The 24,955-nt window shown below is 66.2% G+C and carries 21 protein-coding genes and 2 pseudogenes; 10 read left to right on the forward strand and 13 right to left on the reverse strand.

All coding sequences use genetic code 11. The features are described 5' to 3' along the window. The 3 genes and pseudogenes from NA4_RS02565 to NA4_RS02575 all read right to left on the reverse strand — a co-directional run. Positions 1-281: pseudogene (locus NA4_RS02565) on the reverse strand (alpha/beta hydrolase); the annotation flags it as partial. Between the two features lie 288 nt (positions 282-569). Beyond that, positions 570-1,121, reverse strand: coding sequence for a dihydrofolate reductase family protein (locus tag NA4_RS02570; protein ID WP_067463235.1), 552 nt, complete (start codon positions 1,119-1,121; stop codon positions 570-572). Positions 1,122-1,193: 72 nt separating this feature from the next. Then, positions 1,194-2,123 carry a hypothetical protein gene (locus NA4_RS02575; protein WP_157128757.1) on the reverse strand — a complete coding sequence of 310 codons (930 nt, stop codon included), beginning with the start codon at positions 2,121-2,123 and terminating at the stop codon, positions 1,194-1,196. Positions 2,124-2,466: 343 nt separating this feature from the next. On the opposite strand from NA4_RS02575, the gene NA4_RS02580 reads away from it, so the two are divergent. Then, positions 2,467-2,952, forward strand: coding sequence for a hypothetical protein (locus tag NA4_RS02580; RefSeq protein WP_245671052.1), 486 nt, complete (start codon positions 2,467-2,469; stop codon positions 2,950-2,952). A gap of 51 nt (positions 2,953-3,003) precedes the next feature. Here the strand turns inward: NA4_RS02580 and NA4_RS02585 are convergent, their stop codons facing one another. Continuing rightward, complete coding sequence (locus tag NA4_RS02585; protein WP_067463242.1) at positions 3,004-3,636, reverse strand: TetR/AcrR family transcriptional regulator; 633 nt, start codon at positions 3,634-3,636, stop codon at positions 3,004-3,006. Positions 3,637-3,720: 84 nt separating this feature from the next. On the opposite strand from NA4_RS02585, the gene NA4_RS02590 reads away from it, so the two are divergent. The 6 genes from NA4_RS02590 to NA4_RS02615 all read left to right on the forward strand — a co-directional run bounded on the left by NA4_RS02590 (position 3,721) and on the right by NA4_RS02615 (position 10,302). Beyond that, the gene (locus NA4_RS02590) at positions 3,721-4,683 is read left to right on the forward strand and encodes an NAD-dependent epimerase/dehydratase family protein (RefSeq protein ID WP_084496738.1); all 963 of its coding nucleotides are present in this window, start codon (positions 3,721-3,723) and stop codon (positions 4,681-4,683) included. Between the two features lie 898 nt (positions 4,684-5,581). Then, the gene (locus NA4_RS02595; protein WP_067463246.1) at positions 5,582-6,322 is read left to right on the forward strand and encodes an ABC transporter ATP-binding protein; all 741 of its coding nucleotides are present in this window, start codon (positions 5,582-5,584) and stop codon (positions 6,320-6,322) included. Between the two features lie 76 nt (positions 6,323-6,398). Next, a complete protein-coding gene (locus NA4_RS02600; RefSeq protein WP_067463251.1) occupies positions 6,399-7,121 on the forward strand; it encodes an ABC transporter ATP-binding protein in 723 nt (240 codons plus the stop codon). 3 nt (positions 7,122-7,124) lie between these two features. Continuing rightward, complete coding sequence (locus tag NA4_RS02605) at positions 7,125-8,006, forward strand: branched-chain amino acid ABC transporter permease (RefSeq protein WP_067463254.1); 882 nt, start codon at positions 7,125-7,127, stop codon at positions 8,004-8,006. An 83-nt stretch (positions 8,007-8,089) separates the two neighbouring features. Continuing rightward, entirely contained in the window at positions 8,090-9,055 is a 966-nt protein-coding gene (locus NA4_RS02610) for a branched-chain amino acid ABC transporter permease (RefSeq protein WP_067463256.1), read from the forward strand. Then, on the forward strand, positions 9,052-10,302 hold the full coding sequence (locus NA4_RS02615; protein ID WP_245671054.1) for an ABC transporter substrate-binding protein: 1,251 nt from the start codon (positions 9,052-9,054) through the stop codon (positions 10,300-10,302). The genes NA4_RS02610 and NA4_RS02615 overlap by 4 nt, the downstream gene beginning before the upstream one ends. 86 nt (positions 10,303-10,388) lie before the next feature. On the opposite strand, the gene NA4_RS41870 is transcribed toward NA4_RS02615, so the two are convergent. Both NA4_RS41870 and NA4_RS02625 read right to left on the reverse strand, forming a co-directional pair. Next, positions 10,389-10,841, reverse strand: a complete 453-nt coding sequence (locus NA4_RS41870; RefSeq protein WP_067463265.1) for a three-helix bundle dimerization domain-containing protein — start codon at positions 10,839-10,841, stop codon at positions 10,389-10,391. A 191-nt stretch (positions 10,842-11,032) separates the two neighbouring features. Next, on the reverse strand, positions 11,033-11,812 hold the full coding sequence (locus NA4_RS02625) for a GntR family transcriptional regulator (RefSeq protein WP_067463269.1): 780 nt from the start codon (positions 11,810-11,812) through the stop codon (positions 11,033-11,035). 97 nt (positions 11,813-11,909) lie between these two features. On the opposite strand from NA4_RS02625, the gene NA4_RS02630 reads away from it, so the two are divergent. The 3 genes and pseudogenes from NA4_RS02630 to NA4_RS42040 all read left to right on the forward strand — a co-directional run bounded on the left by NA4_RS02630 (position 11,910) and on the right by NA4_RS42040 (position 13,938). Continuing rightward, positions 11,910-13,037, forward strand: a complete 1,128-nt coding sequence (locus NA4_RS02630) for a TIGR03364 family FAD-dependent oxidoreductase (protein WP_067463272.1) — start codon at positions 11,910-11,912, stop codon at positions 13,035-13,037. A gap of 9 nt (positions 13,038-13,046) precedes the next feature. Further along, positions 13,047-13,463: pseudogene (locus tag NA4_RS02635) on the forward strand (HAD family hydrolase); the annotation flags it as partial. Between the two features lie 205 nt (positions 13,464-13,668). Further along, a complete protein-coding gene (locus tag NA4_RS42040; protein WP_218022235.1) occupies positions 13,669-13,938 on the forward strand; it encodes a hypothetical protein in 270 nt (89 codons plus the stop codon). A 266-nt stretch (positions 13,939-14,204) separates the two neighbouring features. Here NA4_RS42040 and NA4_RS02645 read toward each other — a convergent pair whose 3' ends face one another. From NA4_RS02645 to dpgA, 7 genes are read right to left on the reverse strand one after another with little or no spacing between them, the layout of a single operon-like run. After that, positions 14,205-18,044 carry a type I polyketide synthase gene (locus NA4_RS02645; protein ID WP_067463279.1) on the reverse strand — a complete coding sequence of 1,280 codons (3,840 nt, stop codon included), beginning with the start codon at positions 18,042-18,044 and terminating at the stop codon, positions 14,205-14,207. A 17-nt stretch (positions 18,045-18,061) separates the two neighbouring features. Next, positions 18,062-19,108, reverse strand: a complete 1,047-nt coding sequence (locus NA4_RS02650; protein ID WP_067463282.1) for a ketoacyl-ACP synthase III family protein — start codon at positions 19,106-19,108, stop codon at positions 18,062-18,064. Positions 19,109-19,130: 22 nt separating this feature from the next. After that, on the reverse strand, positions 19,131-20,942 hold the full coding sequence (locus tag NA4_RS02655; RefSeq protein WP_067463283.1) for a thiamine pyrophosphate-binding protein: 1,812 nt from the start codon (positions 20,940-20,942) through the stop codon (positions 19,131-19,133). A 7-nt stretch (positions 20,943-20,949) separates the two neighbouring features. Beyond that, entirely contained in the window at positions 20,950-21,759 is an 810-nt protein-coding gene (gene dpgD / locus NA4_RS02660; RefSeq protein ID WP_084496740.1) for an enoyl-CoA-hydratase DpgD, read from the reverse strand. Beyond that, positions 21,756-23,072, reverse strand: a complete 1,317-nt coding sequence (gene dpgC, locus NA4_RS02665; RefSeq protein ID WP_067463290.1) for a (3,5-dihydroxyphenyl)acetyl-CoA 1,2-dioxygenase DpgC — start codon at positions 23,070-23,072, stop codon at positions 21,756-21,758. Before dpgC ends, dpgD begins: the two co-directional genes overlap by 4 nt. After that, positions 23,069-23,770, reverse strand: a complete 702-nt coding sequence (dpgB, locus tag NA4_RS02670) for an enoyl-CoA-hydratase DpgB (RefSeq protein ID WP_084496741.1) — start codon at positions 23,768-23,770, stop codon at positions 23,069-23,071. The genes dpgC and dpgB overlap by 4 nt, the downstream gene beginning before the upstream one ends. A 39-nt stretch (positions 23,771-23,809) precedes the next feature. Next, positions 23,810-24,952 (reverse strand): 3,5-dihydroxyphenylacetyl-CoA synthase DpgA, encoded by a 1,143-nt coding sequence (gene dpgA, locus NA4_RS02675; protein WP_084496742.1) that lies wholly within the window; start codon positions 24,950-24,952, stop codon positions 23,810-23,812. Between the last annotated feature and the right edge of the window lie 3 nt (positions 24,953-24,955).

Below are 24,955 nucleotides of genomic sequence, written 5' to 3' on the forward strand. Positions count from 1 at the left end.
CGCAGGTCGGCGCGGGCCTGTTCGGCGGCGGCCGAACGGGGACGGTCACCGCTCCAGGGGAGCTCGATCGTGGCCGCGGCGAAGCCCTCCGCCACGGAGTGCCGGGCCCGGGCCACCAGTCGGGGGTACATCTGGCGCAGTCCGCCTGGGTGGCCGATCAGGATCAGCGGCGCCGGTGCGGATGCGGATCCAGGCGTCCACAGGATGCCGGGGATCTCGCCGAGGGTGAATTCGCGCTCGAGGATGTCGTCGTCGAGGCGCTGTTCGGTAATGAATTGCACGGTCGTGCCTTTCGGGAGTGCTGTTGAACGGCGCTCCCGGACGACCTATCGCCCGACCGTGACCCCAGAGGGGAGCACCCATGTCGATACTGCGTTCACGGGTACCACCTCCTCGTTCTCTGGCACGGCTTGCGGAAGGCTAGCAGTGGTCGCTGTTCTCCGCCAACGGGTTTTGCGGTGGCTCCGGGTCGATGCCACGGAGCCACTCGCTTACTCGTCCTGACAAAACGATCAACGCCGTGGCGTCGAGCGTGGATGGTAGCGGGGGCTGCTGCGTTTGCACGCACCTCAGTCGGCGATATAGCGCAGCATCACGGCGGTGTTGAAGTGCCTGGTCTCGGCCAATCGGAGTTGGATGCGCTTGTCCAGCGATGGGAACATCGATGTGCCGCCGCCGAGCACCACGGGCAAGCAGAACAGCTGGTACTCGTCGATGAGCCCGTGTGGCATCAGCGACGCCGCGAGGCTCGCGCCTCCGACCTCGATGACGCCATCGCCGCCAGCCTTGAGCCTGCGGACCTCCTCGACCGCGTTCTCGCTGACCAGCGTGCTGTTCCAGTGGACCTCGGTGAGTGTCCGGGAGAAGACGACCTTCGGCTTCTCCGTCCAGAGCCTGCCGAACTCACGCTGGATGCGCGGCGCGTCCTCGGGCACGTGCGGCCAGTACTCGGCCATCAGCTCGTACAGGCGACGGCCGTGCAGCGAGACCTCGATCTCGCGGTAGCGGTCGTTGTGGAACTGGTGCAGTTCCTCGTCCGGGTTGGTCCAGTCGATGCTGCCGTCGCGGTCGTTGATGTAGCCGTCCAGGGACACGCTGAACCCGTAGATCAGTTTCCTCATAACCAGATAGACCTCCTACGCGCTCGAAACTCATCGGCGCTCATCGAGAGGCAGGCTCCCTGGAGAAGTAGGTCATGGGAGGTCGGCGAGCACGGCGCGGGCATCGGGGGTGTCGGCGATGAGGGCGTCGAGTTTGCCGTGGGTGCGGGCGAGCGTGGCGATGCGGGCGAGCGCCGGTGCGTCGTCGGCCCACAGCCACCAGCAGGTGGCGCCGACGATCCAGATCGCAGCGTCCTGGTCGACGAATTGCTCGAGGGTCGAGTCATCGTAGGGCCGGACCTCGTGTTCGGGGAACGTAGCGGCGAGGGCGGCGCGGGCGTCGTCGGAGAGTTGGCCGCGGGCGCGAAGCCACAGGCCGGACTTGAACAGCTGGAGCGGCGCGCTGTCGGCGGAGCGCGCGAGGTCGGCTTCCGGGCCCCAGAACGAGCACGGGGCCCAGTCGTGGGAGACGTAGGCGTCGGCGAACAGGGTGAACAGCCAGGCGGAGAATGGGCGCGGCGGAGTGGCCCAGCCGGACGAGGTGAAGTGTTCGTGGACCGGGGGATCGTCGCTGCCGTCGAGCTCGACGTAGGCGCGACCGTCGCGGGTCTCGTTGGTGAACAGCAGCCGCAGCGATCCGCGCAGCGGCGTGGGGGGAAGCGAAGTGGTCGGCTCGGCAGCGACGTCGATGGCCGCAGCCAGGTCTGCCGCGCCGTCGGTGCGCGCGGCCGGCTCGACGAACGTGGCGAGTGAGGCGACGTCGGCGGCCCAGTAGTCGGCGAGGAGGGCTGGCAGGCCGACGATCCAGTAGTCATCGGTCACCTCGCCGATCAGGGGATGGGCGCTGCGGCCCTCGTTCCACACAGTGCGCGGGAAGCCGTCCTGGCCGAGCGGGATCTCGCCCACGATCGAGAAGAACTCGGCGAGGCTGCGGGGGAGGGTGGCGGTAGCGTCGCGGAGCGGTTCGGGACGCTCGGGATCCATCAGGAGCAAGAACAGCGTGTCTTGGAGGAGTGACGGCACAACCATGAGGGTACGAGCTGGCGGGTTCAGGTAGTCGGACGCCACCACACCTGCGCAGCCGATTCAGCGGATCAGCCCACGTGTCAGATGCCCTCCGCGGCAGCCGATCTATGCCGCAACAGCCGACTCCTTGCGATGTGAGTTCGCCCAGCGACGGGATCTCGGCGGGCTGGAACAGTTGCCGTTGCCGCCGGATCAGCCTTGTAGCTGAGATCTTCAGAGCTGTAACGGCTTTCGGTCCTGGTCGGTGAGATCATCACAACATCTATTCCGGACATTACAGTGATTTCACTAACGCAACTACTGTGGTAACAACGGCTTCTGGCTACTCGACAAACCGGGCATGACTCTCAATCGCAAGCAGCTGCAACAGTTTTCGGCACGCGCCGGTGTCATCGCAGCGGTGACCGCCGCCGGGGTGGTCGGGCTCGCAGCGCCATCTACCGCCATTCCGCATGACCCAGGCTTTCCGTTCTCGCCGACACTGACGCGCCTGGTTCCGACCAGCTGCTCCGCGATCATCGACGCGGTCACCGTGCGGCAGGAGAAGCCTGGCACGTTCGGTGTGCGGGTGAAGGTCACCCAGACCGGGGACAGCTGCTCGGACTGGAAGGTCGCTGTGCGCTTCAAGAACCTGAATACCGGGTACGCGGACGGACAGCAGCACCGCGTCGTGAACGGTGTCGTCCAAGACACGGTGGACGGCGTGATCGTCGGTTTCGGCACGGCGCCGGGCGTCGGCCGGGTGGAGGCCCGGGTCGTCGCGCTGGACTCGAACGACAGGGAGATGGAGCAGATCTCGGGTACGGCGACGTTCACACTGAGCTGAGCACGGGTGCCGTGTCCAGTGATCGCTGGACACGGCACATTCGGCGGTCGGTCACCGTGCAGGATCAGCATCTTCGGTCGCCCTGGACGCTTGGATCGCAGTGGAATCAGTGGCTGCGATCGCGAGAGCGACCAGGTCGTGGCGGATGTCGTCCAGCGGGACGGTGGAGCATTCGGCACGAGCGATGATCATGGCACCCTCGACCGCTGACAGTATGAGTGCCGCGAGACGTTCCGCGCGCGCCGCCGGGATGCCGTACTGCACCAGCGCCTGGGTCAACGCGGTGCGCCATTGCCGATAGGCATCACGGCACGCGACGGTGAGTGCGGTGGAACGGGGAGCGGAATCGAGGGTGACCGTGCTGACCGGGCACCCGCCCAGATAGCCCGATTCGACGAGTCCTCGGCTCAAGTGCAGGGCGAATCGTTCGCAGAACGAGCGCACGTCCGGTGCGTTGGCGGCAGTTTCCCGGATCAACCGGGTGAACTCGTCTGCGGATTCCCCGATCGCTGCGACCGCCAACTCTTGCTTCCCGCCCGGGAACAGGTAGTACAGCGAGCCACGGGGGGCGCCGCTGGCGGCGACGATCTCACTGAGCCCCGTGGCCTGATAGCCCTGGCGTTGCAGTAACTCGCGGGCGGCCGCTACCAGGCGCGGCCGGGAATCGGATGGGGAGCGAGGCATGCCCCCAGAATACTATGCCGGTCGGTCAAGCTACGATGTTACTATGATGACTGGTCAAGTTACTTTCGAGAAGGGTCGACGGGGATGAATGTGCTGCTTACGGGTGCTACCGGGTTTTTGGGGCGACGCGTGGTGCATCGGCTCGTGGCCGACGGACACGATGTATCGGCGCTGGTCCGGGGTGCGGGCAGGCGCATTCCGCATGCGACCGTCGTGCCGGGCAGCCTCGAGGACGTGGAGGCGTGGGAAGATCGGCTGGCCGGTATCGACGTCGTCGTTCATGCGGCGGGGCTGGTGTCGACGTGGGCTCCTCAGCGCGAGTTCGACGAGGCGATCGTGGCGGGCACGCGCGAGGTGCTGGCTGCGGCCGTGCGGCACGGTGTGCGCCGATTCGTCTATATCAGCAGTGAATCGGTGCTGCAGGACGGTCGGCCGCTGCTCGACATCACCGAATCCCAGCCCACCCCGGCCCCGCCCAGCTCGCGCTACGGGCAGGCGAAACTCGCCGCCGAACACCTGATCCACGCCCACGCGGGGGCGATCGAGACGATCGTGCTGCGGCCGACGTTCATCTGGGGTTCGGATTCGGCGCAGCTGGCCGACCTGGCCACGCGCGCCCGCGCCGGCAGGCTGCCCCTGATCGACCAGGGCATGGCGAGTTTCGAACATGTCCACGTCGACAACGTTGCCGCCGCCGTCGCCGCCGCGCTGAGTGAGGGTGCGCCCGGCGGCACGTATCTCATCACCAACGCCGAGCCGATGCCGGTCCGCGAGTTCCTGGCAGGCGTGCTCGCCGCCCAGGGTGCGCCGATGCCGACACGGTCGGTCCCGTCCAGGCCGCTATTCGCCCTCGCCCGTGCCTGCGAGTGGCTCTGGTCCACCCTGGCGCTGCCCGGGCGTCCGCCGCTGACCCGATTCGAGGTCGAATTCCTGGCCCTGCCAAGGCGATACGACATCACCCTTGCCCGCCATGAGCTGAAGTACGAGCCCGCCGTCGGCTTCGCCGAGGGCATCGCAGGTCTCGACGAAACCCACAAGCCCGTTTAACCGCAGCGCCGATGGTTCGGAGCGCCCCCACCACTGATCAAGGTTCATCCGTCGTGGCGCCCCGGGCCGCCTGCAAGTCGGCCGATTGGTACGCCTACCGCCGAACATCCTGAAATCAGCGTAAGGCGTTTTGTGTCAAGCGATTCGGTCGGTGCCCTGGTCGGTCGTCGTCCCTGCATAGCGGTAATGGGGCTGGTAGCCCTGCAGCGTGTAATCGGGATGAGGTGACGAAATGTCGCCGATCGAGCGGTGGCGCGACCCGTTCCGCCACCGCAAGGATGGTCGCTCACGCCCATGCCGTTTCCGAGGTTTGCGCGGTCGTCCATGGCTTTCTCGAGCGCGATGCTCCGGTCGACCGATGCGGAACCAGCCGAAGCGCCGCGAATCACCTTGCCCAGCACGGTGTCCGGATCCAGCCCGGCGGCCGTTGGCCGCACGGCAAGTTTCGGTCTCCGGAATAGCGAGTTTTGTCGAGCGGGCAGGCTTGACAACCCCTGCGAAAGTGTGTGCACTTTAGGCGCCTATTGATTCCTAAGGGGTTTCCATGTCGTCGCAGCGCCGCCACCGAGATGTTGAGCCAGCCTTCCGGAATGCAAGCCGGCGCAGGCGTGATCCGAAAGGCTCATGCGGAACCCGCATCGTCGGCACCATCGCCGTGATCCCTCCCCGCCGCGTGCTGAGTCGGTTACACGATTTCCCGCGCGTAAAACCCGGACATTTGGGAGTTTCACTCGGGCAATTGGGGCTACGTACGGATCCTTCCGGTCAGGCCGGTTATCTGGTCTGATCTGTGCGCGCAATATGCATCCTGACCTGCGAATTCAGGCAGTACAACCCGAACTCGCGTTGACCTGACGCGACCCGGGGACCGGAGGAAGACTTGCTGGAAATACGGAACATGACCGTTCGGTTCGGTGGTGTCACCGCCCTGGACGATGTGGGCTTCGACGTCGGTGAGTCGGAGATGCTCGGGCTGATCGGTCCTAACGGCGCCGGAAAGACCACCCTGTTCAACTGCCTGACCGGTCGCGCCGAACCCGATTCGGGTACGGTCACCTATCGCGACATCGCACTGCTGCGGCGCCGTCCCGATGAGCTGGCCGGACTCGGTATCGCCAGAACATTCCAGAATCTCGGGCTGTTCGAGCACATGTCCGTTCGCGACAACGTGCTGGTCGGCGCGCATCATCGGGCGAGGGCGGGATTCGGCGCCGCGGCGCTTCGGCTGCCCCGCGTCCGGCGTGAGGAAAGAAGACTCGTCGCCGACGTGAGTCAGTTGCTCGAACGCCTGGATTTGGCCGAGGTAGCCGACCATCCGGCTGCCGGGTTACCGTTCGGCACCCTCAAACGCGTCGAACTGGCCAGGGCGCTGGCCTGCCGCCCGCGGCTGCTGATGCTGGACGAGCCGGTCAACGGTCTCAGCCACGGCGAGGTCGCCGAGTTCGCCGAACTCGTCCGTGACTTACGCGCCGAACTGGGACTCACGGTGATCGTGGTCGAACACCACATGGGATTCGTGATGGGCATCTGCGATCGGGTGGTGTGCCTGGACTTCGGCCGGGTGATCGCCGAAGGCACTCCTGCACAGGTGCAACGCCACCCTGATGTGATCGCCGCGTACCTGGGGGCACCGGCATGAGCGAGCGCAGCGAGCGAACAATCAGCACAGCTGGGCAGCCGCTCATGCCGGAACCGAGCGCCAGCGAGGTGGAGGCATGAGTGGGTTTCTCGTCGTCGAGGATCTGCGCGCTGGTTACGGTGCGGCGCAGGTGTTACACGGGGTGAGTCTGTCGGTGGGGCGCGGTGATGTGTGCGCGATCCTCGGACCCAATGGCGCAGGCAAAACCACGTTGTTGCGGACATTGAGCGGGATGGTGCGTGCGCGCGGGGGCAGCGTGCGGGTGGACGACGTGGTCCTGGGCAGCCGGAACCCGGAATTCGTTGCGCGGCTCGGCGTCGCGCACGTGCCGCAGGGGCGTGGCACGTTTGCCCCGCTCAGCGTTGCCGAGAATCTGCGCGTCGGTGCGTTCACCCGACGAGACAACGCCGCGATCCGCGCCGACCTGGACCGGGTCTTCGGCTATTTCCCGATCCTGAAGGACAAACTCCATCAGCAGGCGGGTGCGCTTTCCGGTGGCCAGCAGCAGATGCTCGCGCTCGGGCGCGCACTGATGATGCGGCCGCGGTTGCTGCTGCTCGACGAGCCGTCGCTCGGTCTGTCGCCTCTGGTCACCCAGGAGTTGTTCGCCATCATCGCCACCATCAACAAAGAAGAGAGCACCACCGTGGTGGTCGTCGAGCAGAATGCGCACCTCGCGCTGGCCATCGCCGATCGGGCGCATGTGCTCGAGACGGGCCGGGTGGTGCTGTCGGGCACTCCGGCACAAATCAACGCCGACGAACAGATCGCTCGTTCCTACCTCGGATACCAGGCCTGACCCATGAATCAATTACTCGAGCAAACTCTGGGCGGTCTCACCGTGGGCGCGATCTACGCGAGTCTCGCGCTGGCGCTGGTGCTCATCTACCGATTCACCGGTGTGGCGAACTTCGCCCAGGGTGAACTGGCCATGTTCTCGGCGTTCCTCGCCTGGCAGTTCGGTCAGACCGGAATGCCGTTGTGGCTGGCCATGATTACCGCTCTAGCGGTCTCCTTCGCGGGCGGCATGCTCATCGAGCGGGTGGTGATTCGGCCGGTCGAAGGCGCGCCGGAATTGACCTTGGTAATCGTCACGGTCGGCCTGTACTTCTTCGTCAACGCCGCAGCGGGCTGGATCTGGTCGTTTCAACTCCAGTCGTTTCCCAGTCCATTTCCCGATGGCGCGATCAGTACCGGCGGGGTGAGCGCGAGCTACCAGAGCCTCGGTGTGCTCGTGGTGGTCGCGGTGGTGATGGTGCTGCTGTTCGTGCTGTTCCGCTTCACCAAGATCGGGCTCGCGATGCGGGCGGTTGCCGCGAATGCGGAATCGGTGCGATTGAGCGGTATTCGGGTCGGCGTGGTGCTCGCGCTCGGTTGGGGTTTGGTCGCATTGGTCGGTGCGGTGTCGGGAATCCTCGCCGCGCCGATGCTTTTCCTCGAACCCAGCATGATGGGCGGTGTGCTCATCTACGCGTTCGCGGCAGCGACGCTGGGTGGGTTCGACTCCCCGGTCGGTGCTGTCGCCGGGGGACTGATCGTCGGTGTAACCGAGACGCTGGCGGGCGCCTACATCGACGCGATCGGCACCGAACTCAAGATCGGCGTGCCGCTTCTGATCATTCTCACCGTCCTGCTGGTACGCCCGCAGGGACTCTTCGGTACGACGGCGGTGCAGCGAGTATGAGCGACATCGGAATGCGGCAATCTCTCCCAGCTGCAGAGCCAGTAGGAGCACCGGCCGCCGGGCGTGCGCGCTTCGCCGTTTTCGTGACGAAGAACCGGACCCCGCTGGCTTTCGCCGCACTGTTCGCGGTGGCCTGCGTGGTGCCGTTCCAGCTGGCGCCGTTCTACACCTTTCAGTTGTCGATGGTGCTCGTCTACGCGATCGCGCTGCTCGGGCTGAACCTGCTGGTCGGCTACACCGGGCAGATCTCGCTGGGCCACGGTGCCTTCTTCGGGGTCGGCGCGTATGTGGCTGCCGTAGTGATGCATCGTTGGGACACACCATATTTCGCGGCGCTACCAATGGCGGCCGCGGTGACGTTCCTGCTCGGGGTGGCAGTGGGCATTCCGGCCCTGCGGTTGCGCGGCCTGTATTTGGCCTTGGTGACGCTGGCCATTGCGATTTTCACGGTGCCGCTGCTGAAACGATTCGATTCGATCACCGGCGGATCGATGGGGCTCACCGTGGCCAAGCCGTTCGCTCCTGTCTGGACGGGACTGGCCGAGGACCAGTGGCTGTATTTCCTGGCATTGGCCACGGCGGCACTATGTTTCGTACTGGTGGCGGGTTTGCTGCGGTCGCGCGTCGGGCGGGCGCTGCGGGCGATCCGCGACAACGAGATCGTCGCCGAGATGATGGGTGTGCGCCTGGCGTACTACAAGACCCTCGCCTTTGCGTGGAGCGCCATGCTGGCCGGTGTCGCCGGGTGCGTCTACACCTGGGTGATCGCCTATGTCTCGCCGGATTCGTTTACCGTCGCGCTCTCGATCACCTTGCTCGCGGGCATTGTCGTGGGAGGTCTCGGGTCGCTGTGGGGCGCGGTGCTCGGCGCCGCGTTCGTGATGTATGTGCCGAGTCTGGCCCAGGACGTCAACGACGGCGCACCCGGGGTGATCTTCGGCATTGTCGTCATCGCTCTCATGTACATCGCACCGACCGGTTTGGCCGGACTCACCGGCCGCCGCATACGCCAAATCATCCCCGTGTTTGTTCAGAAAGGCGAAAAATGATGGGATCCAGGGCATTTCGGGTAGTGGGTGTCGCCGCGGCGGCGATGCTCGCGCTCACTGCCTGTGGTGGTCGCGGTGACACCGTGACCACCGCCAATGGCGATTGCCAGGGGCAGCAAACTGTCGGCATCACCGACACCAGCGTGAAACTAGGTGGTGTGTACCCCCTCTCTGGGCCCGCGTCCGCTTACGGCGAGGCTGGAAAGGGTGTACGCGCGTACTTCGACTATCTCAATGCTGAGAAGGGCGGCATCAACGGTCGCAAGGTGGAATACCTGCTTCGCGACGACGGCTACCAGCCGCCCAAGACTGTGGAGGAAACCCGCCGACTGGTCGAACAAGACCAGGTGTTCGCGATCTTCCAGACCCTGGGCACGGCCACCTCGTCCGCGGTTTGGGACTATCTGAACCAGCGCAAAGTCCCGCAGGTGTTCGTCGCCGGTGGCGCCACGAAGTGGGGCGCCGACACCAGCCATCCGTGGACTATCGGCTGGCAGCCCAGCTACAAGTCCGAGGGACGCGCGTTCGCCAGATATGTCCGCCAAGAACGGCCCGACGCGGCCGTGGCGGTGCTCTATCAGAACGACGACTTCGGCAAAGACTTGCTCGACAGCTTCCGCGCGGCGGTCGCAGGCAGCGGGGTGCGGATCGTGGCCGAGCAGAGCTACGAGGTCACCGACCCGACCGTGGAACCGCAGGTGCGCAACGTCGCTGGGTCGAAAGCCGATGTGCTGCTGAACTTCTCGACTCCGAAGTTCGCCGCGCAGACCCTCGCCGCCGACGCGCGCGCCACCGAATGGAATCCACTGCACATCCTCACCACCGTCTCGAACTCGGTGACCACGCTCCAGCCGGTCGGTTTCGAGAACATCCAGGGTGTGGTGTCCGCCGCCTATACCAAGGACCCGGCCGACCCGGCCCGCGACTCCGACCCGGCGATGCGGCAGTACAAGGACAAGCTCGCCCGCTACGGCCAGGGCATCGATCCGACCAGCGGCTACGCGATCCTCGGCTGGGCGGCCGCGGACAGTTTCGCCAAAACCTTGGCCGCGGCCGGCTGCCCCACCCGGGAAGGTCTGCGCGATTCCATGCGCAATCTGAACAATGTGCCGATCGACCTTCTGCTGCCGGGAGTTTCGCTGAAAACCGGCACGGATGACGCGTTCCCCATCGAAGCCCTGCAAATCCAGCGCTTGACCGGTGACCGCTGGAGTCTCGTCGGCGACATCATCGACACCACCAAATAGCGACGATGCCGGGCTCCGCGTGCGGGGCCCGGCCTCCGAAGCAGGGAAGACATGGTGACGGTGCGGTAGCCTCGGCCGCCCGATCGTCAGCGTCCCGCCAATGCCGCAGATGCCCCGGAGGCGACGCCAGGAAATCGGCGGCGGATCTGAGTGATACAGCGGAGGACCTCATGGAGTTCGGTCCGGAGCCGCCGCAACTCCGCGGCACGTTCAGCCGGACTCGGCGAACCTGTCTGCGCCATGACTTCGATGAAAGAGTCCAGCTCGTCCGCCTCTGCGACCAGGAGGCCGAAGAACACTTCGGCTTGAGCCCGGTCGGCATGGTCATTCGAGGTCGGCTCACGCCAGGACATTTCGGACAGTTCTCGACCCGCGTGACGTTCGACGAGCAGCGGAACGAACTCGCGCACCGACGCGTCCCCGAATCGTTCGCAGACTCGTCGCACCACCACGGCGACAGTCTCCGCGGGAAGTTCCGGATGGCGTTGCACCAGCCGTGCGACGACGTGTCTGATCTGCCTAGCGTCGTTGTTGCGCATGGCTCAGCCCCTGTACCACTCGACCGAAACTCGGACGGGCTGGCCACACCGAGATCATCCCAAGCTTCACGCTAAAAAATGTACCGTTAGATAGCGGTACGATCAATGGCGGCAAGCGATTCGGGCTCAGGCGGGCAGACCGGTGGTTCGCATCGCAACTTGCTCAGCGGGCTCGATACCGGCGCAACGTGTCACTGCCCGAGGTTGGCCTCGAAGGCGATCCGGTCGCCGCGGTAGAGCGAGCGGACGCGTTCGATCGGCTCGCCGTGGCCGTCGACGCTGCGCCGGTGCAGCCGCAGCAGCGGCAGCGCCGTGGTGCAGTCGAGCAGGGCCGCCTCACGCGGGGAAGCCAGCACCGTTTCGATCCGCTCGGTAGCGGAGCGGAATTCGACACCCGAGGCGCGGATCGCCGCGTACAGCGACGTGGTCGGATCGTAGTTGTCGCGCAGCCCCGCGAACCGTGACAGCGGCAGGAAGGTGCTCTCCAGGCCGATGCGCTCGCCGTCGGCCAGCAACACGCGCTCCAGATGCATGACGGGGGTGCCGGTCGGCAGGCCGAGATCGCGGCCGGTCTCGGTATCGGCGGGGATGTCCTCCCAACTGACCAGGATGCGGCCGGGTACCCGGCCCAGGCTGAGCGCTCCTTCGGTGTAGGAGCGCAACGACAGCGGCTGCACCATCTTCGGGCGGGACACCACCGTCCCTCGGCCCTGTCGCCTGATCCGCCCCTCCACCAATAGGTCTCGAAGCGCCTGCCGCACGGTTTCGCGGGCGACCCCGAAGCGGACGGCCAGCTCGCGCTCGGAGGGCACCGGATTACCCTCATCGAGGGTGTCGAGAATCGCCTCCAGCTCCGTGCGGACCAGATAGGGCTTGGACGGTCGCTCCGGCAGCGCGGATTCCGCACCGACGGGCGCCCTTTCGCCCCGTTTCCCATCCCGCGCCACCCTGGTCGACTCCGCTGCGTCCATACCTACAGCGTACCGGTAATTGGTCTATACCAATTGTTAACCCGCCGTTGGCACGGGAAACACCAATAGGTCTAGACCATTTGTCAGTATGAGTCCCATGCGATTGGTCATCATCGGAGGCGGAATCCTCGGCACCACACACGCCATGGCCGCGATCCGCCGGGGGCACGAAGTCGTGCAGCTGGAACGGGAGCCGGAAGCACGTGGGGCGACCGTGCGCAACTTCGGCCTGATCTGGGTGTCCGGGCGATCGGCCGCGGAACTCGATCGCGCCCTGCGCTCACGTCTGCTGTGGGAGGAGATCGGTGGCAAGGTGCCCGGGGTCGGATTTCGGCGCACTGGCTCGCTCACCCTGGTGCGTACCCCCGAGGAACTTGCGGTGGCGGAGGCGGCCGCAGCCGGTCCCACCGCCGACGCCCGCGGCTTCGAACTGCTCGACCCCGCGGATGTCCGCGCCGTCAACCCGGTGCTGCGTGGCAAATTCCTTGCCGGACTGCACTGTTCGACCGATGCGGCCGTCGAGTCACGGCAGGCACTGCCCGCGTTGCACGCCTACCTCGCCGCGAGCGGACGCTACACCTTCCACTCCGGGGCCGAAGCGCGTGCCGTCACCGACACCGGCTCCGGCGCGCAGGTGCGTGACGACCAGGGCCGTGGCTTCGACGCCGACTTGGTGCTCGTCTGCCCCGGCGCCGCGCACACCGGTCTCGCCGGAGAACTGGCCGGAACGATCCCGGCGCGGCGCGTCCGGCTGCAAATGATGCAAACCGCCCCGCTCGGCGAGCCGCTCCCCACCGCCGTCGCCGATGGAGACACTTTCCGCTACTACCCCGGTTTCGCGGGCCCTGAGGTGGACGCGCTGAACCGGGAACAGGCGCAGACCGCGACGGCCGCGGAGCACAGGATGCAGCTGCTGTGCGTACAGCGATTGCATGGCGGGTTGACCATCGGCGACACCCACGAGTACACCGAGCCGTTCGCGTTCGACGTCGACGAGGCCCCCTACGAGCACTTGACCTCCATCACCGAGGAGTTGTTCGGCCGCAAACTGCCGCCGATCGTGCGGCGCTGGGCGGGCGCGTACAGCCAGGCCATCGATCCGGACGTTCTCGTCACCCGCGTACAGGCCGACCGCCACATCTGGGTGATCACCGGCCCCGGCGGCCGCGGCATGACCCTCGGACCCGTCATCGGCGAGGAAACCGCCGACCTGCTCAACCTCTGAGAAACAACTATGCCGGACAAAAAGATCGACCTCGCCGTCCTCGACATGGCGGGCACCACCGTCGCCGACAGCGGCCTCGTGCTGCGCGCCTTCGAGGCCGCCGCCACCGAAGCCGGGATCGAACCCGAAGGCCCGCACCGCGACCGTGCCCGCCGATACGTGCTCGACACCATGGGCCAATCGAAGATCGCGGTGTTCCGCGCCCTGCTCGGTGACGAGGACCGCGCACAGTTGGCCAACCGCGCTTTCGAGAACACCTATGACCGCCTGATCGATGAGGTGCGGATCGCCCCGATTCCCGGTGCCGCCGAGGCTATTTCGGCGCTGCGCTCGGTCGGCGTACGAGTCGCGCTCACCACCGGTTTCAGCCGCGCCACCCAGGATCGACTGCTCGCCGCGCTCGGCTGGACCGACCTCGCCGACCTTGCGAGATCGGAGCTACAGCAGCCCGACCATCGAAGGAGAAGTGGATTAAGCTGGATGGGTGAATGCCCTGCAGCGGTTGCTGTTCGGGTCGGGGCGGTTACCAGAGGACCTGCGTGCGTCGCTGAACGCCTCCGACATTGTGTTCTGTGAGGAGGGCCTGACTGGTTCGGTCATCCGTCGCAGTTTCCGGCCATCCGGTCGTCTCGTGGAATGGGAGCGGCGGGCGGTCTCGGGCGCGATCGCGGTGACTGTCGGCGGACGGGTATTGGTATGGGCGGGCCGGTTCAAACACATCGATGTGCCGATGACTCATCCGCTGTGGGCGAACATCGAATTCAGAATCGACCGACCGAACCGAGTCTGCTTCGCCTACGACCCGGCGACGACCGATCCGGGGGAGCCGGAACGGGTCGAAGTGAGACTGAAAACATTGCAGGCGAAGCAACTTGCCGAACTGATGCCACGACCGGCATGAAGCGCACCGATCGGTCGCCTGGTTCACGATCCGGCTGCACGACGCCACCGATACCGCGATGCGGACCGCCGACTCGATGGCACGAACGAACGGCGCGATGAGAAGGAAGCGAACGTCCACGTCCGGTATCCAGTGGGCGGCCGCCCCCGCGCGGCGTGGAGGGTGCTCAGCACGGCCTCGAAGGGCGGTGTCCTGCGCACCGATGCGGAACCAGCTCCGCATCGGTGCAAGCAGGTTCTGGTCAGGCGGCACCGGAGTCGCCTCTCCTACGACTGGCTGCCGGACAGCATTTCCGTCAGGTGGTCGGCGATCGCGACGACAGTCGGCTGCTGCCAGAAGACGGTGGCCTGCAGCTTGTGGCCGAACCGTTTTTCCAGTTTCTTGCGGATCGTCACGGTCATGACGGAGTCGAGGCCCTGTTCCAGCAGCGGTCGGCGCGGATGCAGGTCGCTCGCCGCGGACAACCGCATTTCGGCCGCGATCGTGCCGGTCACTTCCTCCGAGATCACCTCGCGCAAACGCTCCGGCGTCAGGTCGGTGAGCGACAGCCTGGATTCGGTGGCAGCGCCCGACGCGGGATCGTCCTCGACCGGGCGATCGATGACCGGGTACGCCATGCCGGTCACACGAGCCACCACCGTGCCGTCGACGTCGGCGACGAGCCCGTCGGCGATGTCGGCGCGGTCCTTGTCCAACGCGACTTCGATAAGCGCCCGTTGTGGTGGTGTGCCTGCGGTTGTCACGTTGTCGATCCGGACGACCATGCGCAGGGCCGGGTCACCGGCGAAAGCGGCGGGCGCGACCGACATCACGGCGTCGAGCAGCGGCGCCCAGGTGGCTGCACCGCCAGGCGCCACGGTCACCCGCGCCCGCACCACATCGACCCCGTACTGCAGTTCCTCGACCGTCCAGTCGAACCCGGTTTCCGGCACTCCGACAGCGGCCAGCCGCTGGCGGACGAGCTGCGGATCGACCGGCAGTAGTCGTTGCGCCGCAGGGTCGCCCAGACTCGTTTGCAGTGGAGTCCGCGCCTCGTCCGGCACCGTCGCTGCCTGTGCATGGATCAGCCACGAGGGGTCTTCCTCCGGATCCTCGGCGGGCGTTCGCGATGCAATCCGCAGTTCACCCCGATCCGGGTCACCGACGACCTGGATCTCGCGCGTGCCGTCGGTGAGCAACGGGTGCCGCATCTCGACGGCGGTGAGTTCGACCTGTTCCGCGATCAGGCGGCCGGCCTGCCGGAACGTCTCGACAAGCACTGCGGCGGGGACGATTTCGGCGCCGTTGAGCGCGTGGCTGCCGGGGTATGGACGGTTGTCGTCCTGCAGCACCGAGCGCCAGACACGCAGTTCGCTGCCCGCGATGCTGGTCGGCGTGCCGAGCAGGGTGTGCGAGTCGATGTCGTGGCCAGGGCCGGGCACCCGCCCTGCCAGCGAGGGCGCGTGCCACAGCTGGCGTCCTTGCCAGGCATATCCGGGCAGGCCGACCAGCTCGCCGGATGGCTGCAATCTGGTCCAGTCGACCGGAATCCCACGGCAGTGCACGGCGCCGAGGGCTGCCAGGAACGTCTGCCGCTCGGGCAGTTCACGGCGCAGCGTCGTGCCCACGAACGCATCCTCGACATCGCTCTCGCCAATTGTCTCGCGGATCGAATGCGCCACAACCGGGTGCGGCGAGATCTCCAGGAAGTCGCGGAAACCATCCGCCAGCGCGGCCTCGACCGCCCCAGCCAGTCGCACCGGGTTGCGCAGGTTCGCGACCCAGTAGTGTCCGTCCGTCGCCGGTTCGGACCGGGCGTCGGGCAGCGCTGTCGAGTACATCCGCACGGAATGTGGCCGATAGGTCAGCGTTGCGCTGGCCGCGGCCAGGTCGGCGAGCAGTGGATCCATGTGCGGGCTGTGGAAGGCGACATCGGACGCGACCCGGCGGACCCCGACGCCCTCGGCCGGCCAGCGCTCGATCACCTCCTCGATCGCGTCGGGATCTCCGGAAAGTACGCACTGCAGCGGCGAGGACGCGATCGCCGCAACCAGATCTGTTCGGTCGGAGAGCCGCTCGGCCGCCTCGTCCAGCGGCATCGTCGCCATCACCATGGCACCCTGGCCCGCCACGCGGCGCAGCAGGATCGAGCGGCGGCAGATCAGCCGGGCGCCGTCGGCGAGTGACAGCGCTCCGCTGGCGACCGCGGCGGCGATCTCGCCGACCGAGTGGCCGATGACGGCGGAAGGCGTCACGCCGTAGGACCGCCACACCTCGGCCAGGCCGACCTGCATCACGAAGATCATTGTCTGGATCCGGTCCACACCGTCGACTTCGTCGTCGATCAAGACCTTCCGCGGCGAGAACCCGATCTCCTCGCCGAAGATCGGCTCGACCGCGTCGACGACGGCCGCGAACTCCGGTACGGCCAACAGGTCTCGGCCCATGCCACGCCACTGCGAGCCGTGCCCGGAAAAGACCCACACCAGGCCTTTGCCGGGCTCGGCGGCGGAAGCCCCGGTTGCCACGCCCGGATCCGGCCGCTCGGCCGCCAGCTCGCGCAACCGCGCGACCAACTCGTTCTCGTCTCCGGCCACGACGACCGCGTTCCGGTCGAGGCGCGACCGGCGCACGGCCAGGGTGTGCCCGACCGACTCGAGTGACACGTGGCCTGCGCTCTCGGTCAGCCAGTCCGCAAGCCGATCGGCGTATGCCCGCAGGGCGGCATCGGATGCCGCGGAGAGTGGGAACAGCCGGCCGATCTCGCCATCGGACTCGGCGGCGGGTGCATCAGCCGATTCGGGTGCCTGCTCCAGCACCACATGTGCGACGGTGCCGCCGTAACCGAAACCGGACACCCCGGCCCGGCGCGGACCGCTGCGAGCCGGCCACGGCATGTGCTCGGTGACCAGCTGGATCTCACCTCTGTCCCACGGAATTTCCGAGTTGAGCTCGGTCACCAGAGGCGAGCGCGGAATTTCCGCCCGGTGCAAGGCCAGCACGGTCTTGATGACGCTCGCCACTCCGGCGGCCCCTTCGAGATGACCGATGTTCGACTTGACCGAACCGATCAGGCAGGGCTCGCCGGTCGGGCGGCTCGATCCGTACACCGCGGCGAGTGCCTGCGCCTCCATCGGGTCACCGAGCCGAGTGCCGGTACCGTGTGCCTCGACGAAATCGACGGTGGCCGGATCGATACCCGCGTGCGCGCAGGCTCGCCGCATGACATGCGCCTGGGCCTCGCCACACGGCGCCATGATGCCGTTGGTCCGGCCGTCCTGGTTGACCGAACTGCCCCGCACGACCGCGAGCACCTGGTCGCCGTCGTGTTGCGCGTCGGCGAGCCTGCGCAGCACCACGACGCCGCACCCCTCACCGCGCCCGTAGCCATCGGCGGCGGCGTCGAACGCCTTGCTGCGCCCGTCCGGCGCGAGGGCGCCCGCCGCGTGCAGCGTGAGCGTCTGTCCCGGGGTCACAACCAGGTTGACCCCGCCGACGATGGCCACCTCGCACTCCGCATTGCGCAGACTCTGCGTGGCCAGGTGCAGGGCAACCAGCGACGCCGAGCACGCGGTGTCCACCGCGACGCTGGGGCCGCGCAGATCGAACGAGTGCGAGATGCGGTTGGCCACCGCACAGGTCGCCGCCCCGATGCCGGTCCATGCCTCGATGCTCGCGAGATCCTCCAGCATCAGTGCGCCGTAGTCGCCGGTGCAGACACCGACGAACACTCCGGTGTCGCTGCCGGCCAGCTCGCGCGGCGGGAGCCCGGCCTGTTCCAGCGCCTCCCATGTGACCTCGAGCAGCAGCCGCTGCTGCGGGTCCATCAGCGCGGCCTCGCGGGGCGAGATGCCGAAGAACTCCGCGTCGAATCGGTCTATGTCGCGCAAGAAGCTGCCGCGGGTGACGGTGTGCCGCAAGGCGGTCGCGAACTGCGGCGTGTGCTGCCGGTAACGAGCCCAGCGCTCGTCCGGTATCTCACCGTAGGTGTCCTGGCCCGCGGCGAGGAGGCGCCAAAAGTCCTCCGGTGATCCGACATCGCCGGGGAACCGGCAGCCGATGCCGATCACCGCCACGGGCTCGGCGCCTGCACTCTGGAAATCGTTGGCGTTCGGTCGATGCGACATGTCGTTCTCACTCCTCGTCATTCGGTCCACCCCGGCTCGCGCAGCACTTTGATGACGGCGGCGGACAACAGAACTCCTGGCGCCGAGCCGAACAGCAGCAGGTACTGCCCCGCGCCGAGTTGTCCGGTCGTGATCAGGTGCTCGAAGGACAGAATTTGGTCACTGGCCGAGCAGTGGCCGATCATCCGCCCGAAGTCCCAGGTCGACTTCTCCATCGGCAGCCCGAGGGGCACCATGCAGCGCTGCTCGGTGGCTTCGCGCGAGCAATTCAAGAACGCCACCCGGGCGATGTCGTCGAGGCCGATACCGGCCTCGTCGAGCGCCTGGCCGACCACCACCGGGATCTCCGCGCGCACCCTGGCCATGGCCGCTCCCAGTGGCGATTCGGGAGCGGCCGCGACCTTGGCGGTGATTTCCTGCAGGCGGGCGAAGAAATCGGGCGACTGCCCGAGCGAAACACCGGGCGGGAAAAGTGGTTCGCTGGCCCGGTGTATCTCTTCCGCCTCGGGAATCGAGGTGGAGCACACCGACAACAACTGGGCGAACCCGTCCGTCTTGGTGAGCACCACCGCCGAGGCGGCATCGCCCGCGATGAACAGCGCCGACATCCGCCAGCGGTCCATCAGGGGCGTGCCGAAGTTGTCCGCGGCAACCAGCAGTGCGCTGCGCCGCTCCGGATCCGCACGGAGGTATTCGACGGCCATCGACAGTGCGGAGAACATTCCGTTACAGCCCTGTCGGATCTCCAATGCCGGTATCGGGCCGACGAGATGCCGCTGGAGATATGGGTGCGGCAGCCAGCCTTCCGGCCCTTGCAGCCAGGTGCTCGCGTACAGCAGCAGATCGAATTCGTCCGCGGCCAGGCCCGACCGCTTGACCGCGATCTCCGCGGCCCGTAGCGCCATTTCCGGTGCGGGTATCGGGCCGGCAACCGCCGCACCGCCGAGCTCGTGCATCTCGGCGGTTTCGGCCGGGTACAGGCCTTGTGCCACCGCCTGCCCGGCGGTGACCGTCGCGGGCAGGAACGAGCCGAGCGCGGCGATGAAAGTGTCGGGTGTACGCATCAGTGTCTCCTCGGGTTCGCTCTCACGGAGGGCCCATTTGGCGCAGCTTTTCGACGAGATCGAGGTCCACACCGGGCTTTTCGGCCAGAAGTACATCCACGGTGGGCGGTTTGCCGGGCGCGCCGGGATCGGTACGGATATCGATGACATACGGCTTGCCGTTCGCAATCACCTTGAATCCGCGTTCTATGGCTCTGCGCAGTTTGCTCGCATCGGTGACCACATCGCTGCCGATATCGAATGTCTTGGCGATCGCCGCGAAATCCTGTGGGGGATCGCCGAGGCTCAGGTAAGAGGCCGGGTTCGTCGGCTTCCAACCGTAGACCTTCTCGATCAGGCCCAGGCCGATCATCAGGGATGTGTACTGGGAATCGTTCACGACGAGGTACAGCACGGGCAGGTCGAACTTGCTGCTGGTCCACCAGGAGTTGGTGTGGAACAGGGCCGAGCCGTCGCCGACGATGTTGACGACGAAACGCTCCTGCCGCAGAGCCAGGGAAATTCCGATCGAGGCAGGAAGGGAGAATCCCAGTGAGCCGCCCGAGGTGCAGAAGTAGGCATCCGGTGAATCGTAGTTTATCGCCTTCTGGATGAAGCTTCCGATCGAGAATGCCTCGTTCAGAACGGTAATCGGCTTGTCCAGGGTCTTCTGTACTTCCGCGAGGACGAATGCTACCTGATGACCGGGGATCGGGGCTTCGTTCTCGGGGCGACGCAGTTCATAGGCTGTGATCGAGAACGATTCATCGCGTTGCGCGCCGAGCCGCAGGATCTTCTTGTTCCGGGATTCGGCCGAGGTCCTGTCGAAGCGGGCGTGATCGGCGATGCCGGAGATGATCAGCGGCAGCGTCTTCTTGATGTCGCCCAGGACACCGACCTCGGAGTAGTAGTTCTTGCCGATCTGCCACGGATCGTTGTGCAACGCGACCTGGATCAGTTGCGCCGGAATGATCGGGCCCTTCTCCCAGCGGAAGACCGATATCTGCGCGTGTGAATTCACACCGATGAGAAATATGGTGTCGAATCCCTCCAGCTGCATGTGAATGCCGTCCTGGATCGGCAGCAACTCGCCCTGCCAGTGCGGTAGGTCGTTCGGATAGTTCATCCGGCTCGCTTGGAACTCGGAATACACCGCGGAACCGAGCAGATTCGCGAGCCGTTCGATTTCCGGCCAGGCACCGGCCTCGCCGACGCCGTCGCCGACCAGGAGGACCGGATTCTTCGCGTTCGCGAGCGTCTCGACCGCTGCGGAGACGCCTGCAGGGTCGCCGGTGACGGCGTGCGCGATTCGAGTCGTGCGGGCTTTCTCCTGCAAAGTGGGCTGCTCGATCAAGAAGTTCCACGGAATGGAGAGGAAGACGGGGCGGAACGGAGGGGAGAGCAGTTCTTTGAAGGCGCGCTGCATCACGATGGGTATCTCGTCGGCGTCCCGGACTTCGTGCGCCCACTTCGCATACTGCCCGGCGGTGCGTACCAGATCGGAGCCGAGCAGTGGCTCCTGGATCAACAGGTCACTGTGCTGCTGACCGCACAGGACGAGTACCGGAATATTCGACGTGTACGCATTGAAAAGGTTCCCGATGATATTGGCCGCACCCGGTGTGATGTGCACCAGCGCGACACCGGGCCGCCCGGATGCGCGCGCGTACCCCATCGCGGCGCCCATGGCGATGTTTTCGTGCAGACACGGGATATAGTCGACCTCGTTCTCCGGAATCGTGGTTGCGTCGATCAACGGGATTTCTTGCGTGCCGGGGACGCCGAAGACGTATTCGACTCCGGCATCGCGGAGGTAGTCGAATACGACATCGCGGCCGAGCTTTGGTGAATTCATTCTGCTCCTATCGTCCGGTCCAGTTCGGGGCTCGTTTTTCGACGAAGGCTCGGGGGCCCTCCTCGGCGTCGGCGGAGTCGGCGCGGATGCGCTCCCACCGGTACTCGGCAGCAAAGGCAGCGGGTAGCGGCATCGAGATCGACGCCGCGGCGGCCTCCTTGATCGCGCGAATCGACAACGGCGCGCAGGCGAGAACGTCGGCGGCCCAGCGTTCCACACACGAATCGAGGTCGGTCTCGGAGACCACGTCATTGACCAAACCGAGTTCGAAGGCACGCGCGGCAGACATCGTGCGTCCGGTCAGCAGGTGTCCCATCGCGATCCGATAGGGCGCCTGGCGGGGCAGCCGAAAGACGCCACCCGCGCCCGGTATGAGGCCCAATTTGGCCTCGGTGAGACCGAATTGAGCGTCCGTGGAAGCGACGACGATGTCGCAGGCCAGTGCGAGCTCGAAGCCGCCACCGAGCGCGTACCCGGACACTTTCGCGATGATCGGTTTGGCGAATGAGAACCGCTCGGTGATGCGCGGGAATCCCGGCTTTCCGGCGCTGCCGAACGACGACCGGGCCGAGCCGTTGTCGATTCGTCCGACCAGTTCCTTCAGGTCCTGACCGACCGAGAATGCCTTGTTGCCCGCCCCGCTCAGCACGACCAGCCAGATGTTGTCGTCGGTTTCGATGTCGTCCCAGACTCGCGCCAGCTCGGCGTGCATGGCGAGATTCATCGCGTTGAGCACGTGCGGTCGATTCAGCTGCACGGTGGCGATACGTCCGCGCTTGCGGTAGTCGACCGTGCACAGGTCCATGGCGGTCGTCATCGGCTCGCCGACTGCTGGAATCGACCGGTCTTGGCCATCACGTCGGCGGAGTAGAGGCGCATGGCCTGGTGGCGCGAGAACTCCGACATGTAGCGGCGGAAAACATCCTGCGGCTCCTCGGCGCCGACTAGCATATGCTTATTCGCGACAACTGCGGGTGACGCGAGTCTTGTTGCGGCCTGGTCGATCTCGTGATCCATGGCGGTCGGCTCGACCACCGTGTCGAGGACGAAACGGGCGTCCGGGTCGGTCGCCCAGAGCTTGCGGCCCCACAGGATGACGTCCCGGGACAACCGGAAGTTCGACGACCGCCCCAGACGCAGGTTCGCCGCGCCCGGGATGATGCCCTCCTGTGCTGCGGGAAGACTGATATAGCTGTCGGCGCCGGCGATGACACGGTCGAAGACCATGAGCAGCTGTGCCCCGCCACCGATCGCGAAGGAGTCGACGGCCGCTATCCAGGGCTTGCAGGCCGGGCCGCCGGGCCACGCGGCGTCGTCTTCGGCGAGTCCACGCAGAATCTTCGCGATGTAGCCGGTCTCCCGGCGCAGCAGGAAGTCGAGGAACGAGATCTTGCCCTGGTGCAGGTGCGCGAGGTTGATTCCGGCACTGAAGACTCGTCTGCCGCGGTAGCGCGGATGGTCCATGATTCCGCCGCGGACGACGCCGACGTGCGACATGGGATCCAGCAGCACCAGGTCGACCGCGGTTTCCATGTCGGCGACATGCTGGTTGTCCTCGGCGTTGAGGCAAGCCGTGTTGGTGATCGTGATCGTCGACGTGGCACCACTGCGCACCAGGTGCACGGCCGGCAGAATGATCGCACCGGTGGACCGGAACTCGGGCAGCAGGTCGGTGGCACGGGTAGTCGGGGCGCGCATCTCGTCGAGGAGATGGTTGCCGGCCACTGGATCCGCGAACACGGCGTGGAAGAAGATCCCCTGATCGATCTCCCAGCCCTCCTTCTCCGGCTGCGCCACCTCGGCGTCCGCGCCCAACTGCTCCGGATCCGGGAGCAGACCGGGAAACAGCTCGGTCGTGGCCGCACCGAGCTCCGACAGTCGTAGACCACGCCGGAGGTCGTTGGTTGCCGCGCGGTACACCGTGCTCAGATGCTGGCGCAGGAACTCCCGGCGCAGTCGGCGAAGATCCCGGTGCGCCGCGGCGGCACGTGCCGCGGCGACGTCGTCGCGGGCTCCGACCGGGCCGAGCGCGCGTAGCAGTGCGGCGTGTTCACGTGCGACCGTGCGTAACTCGACCCGATCCAGGTCGAGGTCACCGGTGATCGAGCTGGTCTCGGCGGCGGTGGTCATGATGCGGCTCGCTCGCGTCGTAGCGTTCGGTCGGATGCGGCCAGATGCGCGCCGAGCGCATCTTCGAACCGGGTCGTCGCTGCGTCCAGCACGAGACGCCGGCGAATCGCGATCTCGGACCCGACAGAGGATTCGAAAATCGCGAGGCCGGTGGCAACTGCGTCGGCTTCGGCACCGGGTTCGGCCACCGCATCGATCACGCTGCAGGCCCGAGCCAGCTCGGCCGACAGCGCTCTTCCCTGTACTGCCAGCTCACGCGCCCGGCCGATACCGACCTGCGCGGCAAGGCGATACACCCCCATTGCGGGCCAGACTCCGGCGCCCGTCGACGCGAACGAGAAGGTCGTGCCCGCTCGCATGATCCGGTAGTCGGCAACGAGTAGCAGCTCCGCGGCGGGTCCGTAGGCGTCGCCGTCTACGATGGCGATGATCGGCGCAGGCGCTTGCTCGAGACGGCGCAGCACACCTTCCCATTTGCCCACATCACCGACGGTGACCCGACCGGGCCAGGCGAACCGCTGACCGGTCCGCGCCCCGTCGATACGCAGGACGACACAGGTCCCCGGCCTCGCCGAGGCGTCCTCGGCCGCCATCGACGCTGCTACCACCGACGCGGTGAGATCCGGCGACAGTCCGGTATTCGCCGCTACGTCGGTGAAGAATATTCGCAATTCGTCTTCGCGCGGATTGACAGTCACGAGTTGCCTTTCGTCGTGGACGGTTTCACGATTCGCTGCTCAGAACTGCAACAGCGCGGTTTCGATCTGCGATCCAGGGCCCATCGTCATGAAGACGCCGTATTCTCCGCGCGCCACACGACCCTCGGCGAGAAGTCGTTGATACGAGAACAGGAACGATCCACTCGACAGATTTCCGTAGTCACGCATAACGCTCACGGTGTGCCGCAGATCGTGATTCGTCAGACCGAGGTTTATTTTCACCGCGTCGATCACCTTCTTGCCGCCGGAATGCACGATCCAGTGGGTGATCTCCTTGCGCCGCAGCCCGGCCTCGCCGAGCAGCTGGTCGACGACCGTCTCCACGTGCGCACCGACCTCGTAGGGGACCTCTTTGTCGAGGTAGAAGCTGAACTTTCCGGCCTCGTCGTCCCAGTCATAGCGCATGGCATCCACCGCGTGGGTGATCATGTAGCTGTGCAGGCCCAGCAGCCGCGGCGTCGGACACGCCGCAGGCTGTCCGCGACGAACGTGTGCTGGGTCGGTGCTGACCGCCACGGCGGCTGCGCCGTCGCCGAACAGGCTGTTGACCACTGCCGTCCGCATTGTTCCGTCGTATACGTATGCCGCGGAACATGATTCGGCGCAGACGAGGACCGCTAGCTTGCCCGGGTTCGTGGTCGACCACGCGGCTGCGGCGGTCAATCCGTTCAGCCCGGCGTTGCATCCCATTCCGACGACATCCAACCGCGCGGTCCATGGTGACAACCCGAGCTCGTTGATCAACAGCGCACTGAATCCAGGAGTGAGGAATCCTGTCGTCGTCACCGCCACGAGGTAGTCGACATCATGTGGTGACCTGCCGATTTCCTCGAGACACTTGCGAATTGCCGCTGCTCCCGTTGCTACGCCATGGCGCCGGTGCTTCTCCAGCAACTCGCCCTGCGTCTCGGACCTGAAACTTCCTTCGTCGTCAACGGGAGGCAACGTGAGATAACGGCTTTCGATACCGCCGTTGAGGAAGATGCCGCGGATCTTCGGGTCGTCGATTGCCAGCAGGTCGATCAGTTCGCGCTGACTGTACCTCGTCGGCGGGTTGGCGGTCGCCACGCCCAGCAACATCGAGTCCGTCTGTCCCGCAACAGGTTTGGTGTTGTGGCCGTGCGGCCGAGTGAATCTGGCTTGCTCGATGGTGGTCATCATCGA

It is taken from the genome of Nocardia amamiensis NBRC 102102, assembly GCF_001612745.1.
GTDB classification, from domain to species: domain Bacteria; phylum Actinomycetota; class Actinomycetes; order Mycobacteriales; family Mycobacteriaceae; genus Nocardia; species Nocardia amamiensis.

Coding starts and splice junctions, on each gene's coding strand:
- NA4_RS02570 (WP_067463235.1), bottom strand. CDS start 1,121: ATGAGGAAACTGATCTACGGGTTCAGCGTGTCCCTGGACGGCTACATC.
- NA4_RS02580 (WP_245671052.1), top strand. CDS start 2,467: ATGACTCTCAATCGCAAGCAGCTGCAACAGTTTTCGGCACGCGCCGGT.
- NA4_RS02585 (WP_067463242.1), bottom strand. CDS start 3,636: ATGCCTCGCTCCCCATCCGATTCCCGGCCGCGCCTGGTAGCGGCCGCC.
- NA4_RS02590 (WP_084496738.1), top strand. CDS start 3,721: ATGAATGTGCTGCTTACGGGTGCTACCGGGTTTTTGGGGCGACGCGTG.
- NA4_RS02595 (WP_067463246.1), top strand. CDS start 5,582: ATGACCGTTCGGTTCGGTGGTGTCACCGCCCTGGACGATGTGGGCTTC.
- NA4_RS02600 (WP_067463251.1), top strand. CDS start 6,399: ATGAGTGGGTTTCTCGTCGTCGAGGATCTGCGCGCTGGTTACGGTGCG.
- NA4_RS02605 (WP_067463254.1), top strand. CDS start 7,125: ATGAATCAATTACTCGAGCAAACTCTGGGCGGTCTCACCGTGGGCGCG.
- NA4_RS02615 (WP_245671054.1), top strand. CDS start 9,052: ATGATGGGATCCAGGGCATTTCGGGTAGTGGGTGTCGCCGCGGCGGCG.
- NA4_RS41870 (WP_067463265.1), bottom strand. CDS start 10,841: ATGCGCAACAACGACGCTAGGCAGATCAGACACGTCGTCGCACGGCTG.
- NA4_RS02625 (WP_067463269.1), bottom strand. CDS start 11,812: ATGGACGCAGCGGAGTCGACCAGGGTGGCGCGGGATGGGAAACGGGGC.
- NA4_RS02630 (WP_067463272.1), top strand. CDS start 11,910: ATGCGATTGGTCATCATCGGAGGCGGAATCCTCGGCACCACACACGCC.
- NA4_RS02645 (WP_067463279.1), bottom strand. CDS start 18,044: ATGTCGCATCGACCGAACGCCAACGATTTCCAGAGTGCAGGCGCCGAG.
- NA4_RS02650 (WP_067463282.1), bottom strand. CDS start 19,108: ATGCGTACACCCGACACTTTCATCGCCGCGCTCGGCTCGTTCCTGCCC.
- NA4_RS02655 (WP_067463283.1), bottom strand. CDS start 20,942: ATGAATTCACCAAAGCTCGGCCGCGATGTCGTATTCGACTACCTCCGC.
- dpgD (WP_084496740.1), bottom strand. CDS start 21,759: ATGACGACCGCCATGGACCTGTGCACGGTCGACTACCGCAAGCGCGGA.
- dpgC (WP_067463290.1), bottom strand. CDS start 23,072: ATGACCACCGCCGCCGAGACCAGCTCGATCACCGGTGACCTCGACCTG.
- dpgA (WP_084496742.1), bottom strand. CDS start 24,952: ATGATGACCACCATCGAGCAAGCCAGATTCACTCGGCCGCACGGCCAC.